The sequence below is a fragment of the Mycobacterium sp. genome (genome assembly GCF_035653355.1).
GTDB lineage: Bacteria > Actinomycetota > Actinomycetes > Mycobacteriales > Mycobacteriaceae > Mycobacterium.
On sequence record NZ_DASRBZ010000297.1, the window covers coordinates 1 to 3,763 of the forward strand.

Consider the following 3,763-nt stretch of genomic DNA (forward strand, 5'->3'; position numbering starts at 1 on the left):
GTACAACATCAACGCCGACACCGCGGCGGCGGCGCTGGCCGAAGCGCTGGGCGCCGAGAAGCTGTTGATGCTCACCGATGTCGAAGGGGTGTACACCCGCTGGCCGGACCGCGATTCGCTGGTCAGCGAGGTCGACAGCGCGACACTCACTCAACTGCTGCCGATGCTGGAGGAGGGGATGATCCCGAAGGTCGAAGCCTGCCTACGTGCCGTTGCCGGCGGTGTGCCGAGCGCGCACATCATCGACGGACGCGTGGAGCACTGCGTGTTGGTCGAGCTGTTCACCGACGCGGGCACTGGCACCAAGGTGGTCAGCGGATGAGCGGCGTCACGACCAATACCGCAGTGCTGCGGCAGCGTTGGTCTGCGGTGATGATGAACAACTACGGCGTCCCGCCGGTGGCGCTGGCCAGCGGTGACGGCGCGGTGGTCACCGACGTCGACGGCAAGTCCTACCTGGATCTGCTCGGCGGCATCGCGGTAAACATTCTCGGCCATCGCCACCCCGCGGTGATCGCGGCGGTCACCGAGCAACTGTCGACGCTGTGCCACACCTCCAACCTGTATGCCACCGAACCCGGTATCGCGCTGGCTGAGGCACTGGTCGCCTTGTTGGGTGCCGAGGCGCGGGTGTTCCTGTGCAATTCGGGCACCGAGGCCGTCGAGCTGGCGTTCAAGCTGTCCCGGCTGACCGGCCGTACGAAACTTGTTGCTGCACAAGACGCATTCCACGGCCGCACGATGGGGTCGCTGGCTCTGACCGGCCAGCCGGCCAAGCAGGCGCCTTTCGCACCGCTGCCCGGCGACGTCACGCACGTGCCGTACGGCGACGTCGACGTGCTGGCGGCGGCGGTTTCCGATGACACGGCAGCGGTGTTCCTGGAACCGATCATGGGGGAGTGCGGTGTCGTCGTGCCGCCCGACGGCTATCTTGCTGCGGCCCGCGACATCACCGCCCGGCACGGCGCGTTGCTGGTGCTCGACGAAGTGCAGACCGGGATGGGACGCACCGGCACGTTCTTCGCCCACCAGCACGACGGCATCACCCCGGATGTGGTGACCTTGGCCAAGGGTCTCGGCGGTGGGTTGCCGATCGGGGCGTGCCTGGCGGTCGGCCCGGCAGCGGAGTTGCTCACGCCCGGTCTGCACGGCAGCACCTTCGGTGGCAACCCGGTGTGCGCGGCCGCGGCCTTGGCGGTGCTGCGTGTGCTGGCGGCCGACGACTTGGTGCGCCGCGCCGAGGTGCTGGGAAAGTCGTTGCGGCACGGCATCGAATCGCTTGGCCATCCGCTCGTCGACCACGTTCGGGGCCGCGGATTGTTGTGCGGTGTCGTGCTGACCGCGCCGATAGCCAAAGACGTCGAGACCGCTGCGCGCAGCGGCGGTTTCCTGATCAACGCGGCCGCACCCGAGGTCATCCGGTTGGCGCCGCCGCTGATCATTACCGAGCACCAGATCGACACTTTCATTACGGCGCTACCGGGCATCCTCGATACCGCCGGGGAGACGACGTGACTAAACACTTTCTGCGCGATGACGACCTGTCGCCGCAAGAACAGGCCGATGTGCTGGACTTGGCGGCTCGACTGAAGAAAGATCCGCTGAGCTGCCGTCCGCTGGAGGGGCCGCGCGGCGTAGCGGTGATCTTCGACAAGAACTCCACGCGTACCCGGTTCTCGTTCGAGATGGGCATCGCTCAGCTGGGCGGGCACGCCGTGGTCGTCGACGCCCGCAGCACCCAGCTGGGCCGAGACGAGACATTGGGCGACACCGCAAAGGTGTTGTCTCGCTATGTCAATGCGATCGTCTGGCGCACCTTCGGCCAGGACCGGCTGATCGCGATGGCCGCGGACGCCACCGTGCCGGTCGTGAACGCGTTGTCCGACCAGTTTCATCCCTGCCAGGTGCTGGCGGATCTGCAGACGATCGCCGAACGCAAGGGATCGCTGCCCGGCCTGAAGCTGTCCTACTTCGGTGACGGCGCCAATAACATGGCACACTCGCTGCTGCTCGGCGGCGTCACCGCCGGCACGCACGTGACCATCGCGGCTCCCGACGGGTTCACTCCCGATACGGCAGTTCTCGTCGCCGCCAACCAGCGTGCTGCGGCTACCGGCGCGTCGGTGACCGTGACCACCGACCCGCGCGCGGCAGCCGCCGAGGCCGATGTTTTGGTGACCGATACCTGGACCTCGATGGGACAAGAGGACGACGGGGTCGACCGGTTGCAGCCGTTCTGGCCCTTCCAGGTCAACTCCGAGTTGGTGGCATTGGCTAATCCCGATTGCATTGTGCTGCATTGTCTTCCGGCCCACCGTGGCCACGAAATCACCGACGAGGTGATCGACGGCCCGCATAGTGCGGTGTGGGACGAGGCGGAGAACCGGTTGCACGCGCAAAAGGCGCTGCTGGTCTGGTTGCTGGAGCGGTCACGATGACTCGTTCTAAGACCACACCCGACGTCACCCGCGCCGGCAGGCAGGCCCGCATTGTGGCGATCCTGTCGTCGGCGTCGGTGCGCAGCCAAAGCGAACTCGCCGCGCTTTTGGCCGCGGAGGGCATCGAAGTCACGCAGGCCACCCTGTCGCGGGACCTGGAAGAACTCGGCGCGGTCAAGCTTCGGGGCGCCGACGGCGGTGTCGGGGTCTACGTTGTTCCTGAAGACGGCAGCCCGGTACGTGGCGTGGCAGGGGGCACCGGCCGGTTGTCCCGGCTGCTGGGTGAGCTGCTGGTGTCCACCGACGCCACCGGGAATCTGGCCGTGCTGCGCACCCCGCCCGGTGCCGCCCACTATCTGGCGAGCGCGATCGACCGTGCGGCGCTGCCGTACGTCGTCGGCACCATCGCCGGTGACGACACCATCTTCGTGGCGGCTCGCGAGCCGATGACCGGCGCCGAACTCGAAGCCGCTTTGCGGCAGTTGAACAAAGCTGAAGTAACGTAAGGAGATTGGTTCATGTCCGAGCGCGTCATCCTGGCGTATTCCGGCGGTCTGGACACCTCGGTTGCGATCAGCTGGATTGGCAAGGAGACCGGCCGGGAGGTCGTCGCGGTCGCCATCGACCTCGGCCAGGGCGGCGAGGACATGGAGGTGGTGCGCCAGCGGGCGCTGGACTGCGGCGCGGTCGAGGCGGTCGTCGTCGATGCCCGCGACGAGTTCGCCGAGGGCTACTGCCTACCCACGATTAAGTCCAACGGTCTTTACATGGATCGCTACCCGCTGGTGTCGGCGATCAGTCGGCCGCTCATCGTCAAACACCTGGTCGCGGCGGCACGTCAATACGGCGGCGGCATCGTCGCGCACGGCTGTACCGGCAAGGGCAACGACCAGGTGCGCTTCGAGGTCGGATTCGCCTCGCTCGCACCGGATCTGGAGGTGCTGGCACCGGTTCGTGACTACGCGTGGACCCGCGAAAAGGCCATTGCGTTCGCCGAGGAGAACGCCATCCCGATCAACGTCACCAAGCGTTCGCCGTTCTCGATCGACCAGAACGTCTGGGGCCGCGCGGTGGAAACCGGCTTCCTGGAACACCTGTGGAACGCGCCGACCAAAGACGTGTACTCCTACACCGAAGATCCAACCGTCAACTGGAATACCCCGGACGAGGTGATCGTCGGGTTCGAATGCGGTGTGCCGGTGTCGATCGACGGCAGGCGCGTCACGGTCTTGCAGGCCATCGAGGAGCTCAACCGCCGCGGCGGCGCGCAAGGTGTCGGGCGGCTCGACGTCGTGGAGGACCGGCTGGTCGGCATCAAGAGCCGC

General features: G+C 66.8%; 4 protein-coding genes and 1 pseudogene. All 5 read left to right on the top strand.

Features of this window, described 5'->3' with window-relative positions; genetic code table 11:
- Window positions 1–322: pseudogene (locus VFA16_RS10375) on the top strand (acetylglutamate kinase); the annotation flags it as partial.
- Entirely contained in the window at window positions 319–1,515 is a 1,197-nt protein-coding gene (locus VFA16_RS10380; RefSeq protein ID WP_324967730.1) for an acetylornithine transaminase, read from the top strand. The pseudogene VFA16_RS10375 and the gene VFA16_RS10380, both read left to right, overlap by 4 nt.
- Window positions 1,512–2,438, top strand: a complete 927-nt coding sequence (argF, locus tag VFA16_RS10385) for an ornithine carbamoyltransferase (protein ID WP_324967731.1) — start codon at window positions 1,512–1,514, stop codon at window positions 2,436–2,438. The genes VFA16_RS10380 and argF overlap by 4 nt, the downstream gene beginning before the upstream one ends.
- Entirely contained in the window at window positions 2,435–2,944 is a 510-nt protein-coding gene (locus VFA16_RS10390; RefSeq protein ID WP_324967732.1) for an arginine repressor, read from the top strand. The genes argF and VFA16_RS10390 overlap by 4 nt, the downstream gene beginning before the upstream one ends.
- A gap of 12 nt (window positions 2,945–2,956) precedes the next feature.
- Window positions 2,957–3,763, top strand: an 807-nt coding sequence (locus VFA16_RS10395; protein ID WP_324967733.1) for an argininosuccinate synthase, incomplete at its 3' end; no start/stop codon positions are given.

Excerpts from the sequence above, each read along its gene's own strand:
- VFA16_RS10380 (WP_324967730.1), top strand. The coding sequence starts at position 319 with ATGAGCGGCGTCACGACCAATACCGCAGTGCTGCGGCAGCGTTGGTCT.
- VFA16_RS10390 (WP_324967732.1), top strand. The coding sequence starts at position 2,435 with ATGACTCGTTCTAAGACCACACCCGACGTCACCCGCGCCGGCAGGCAG.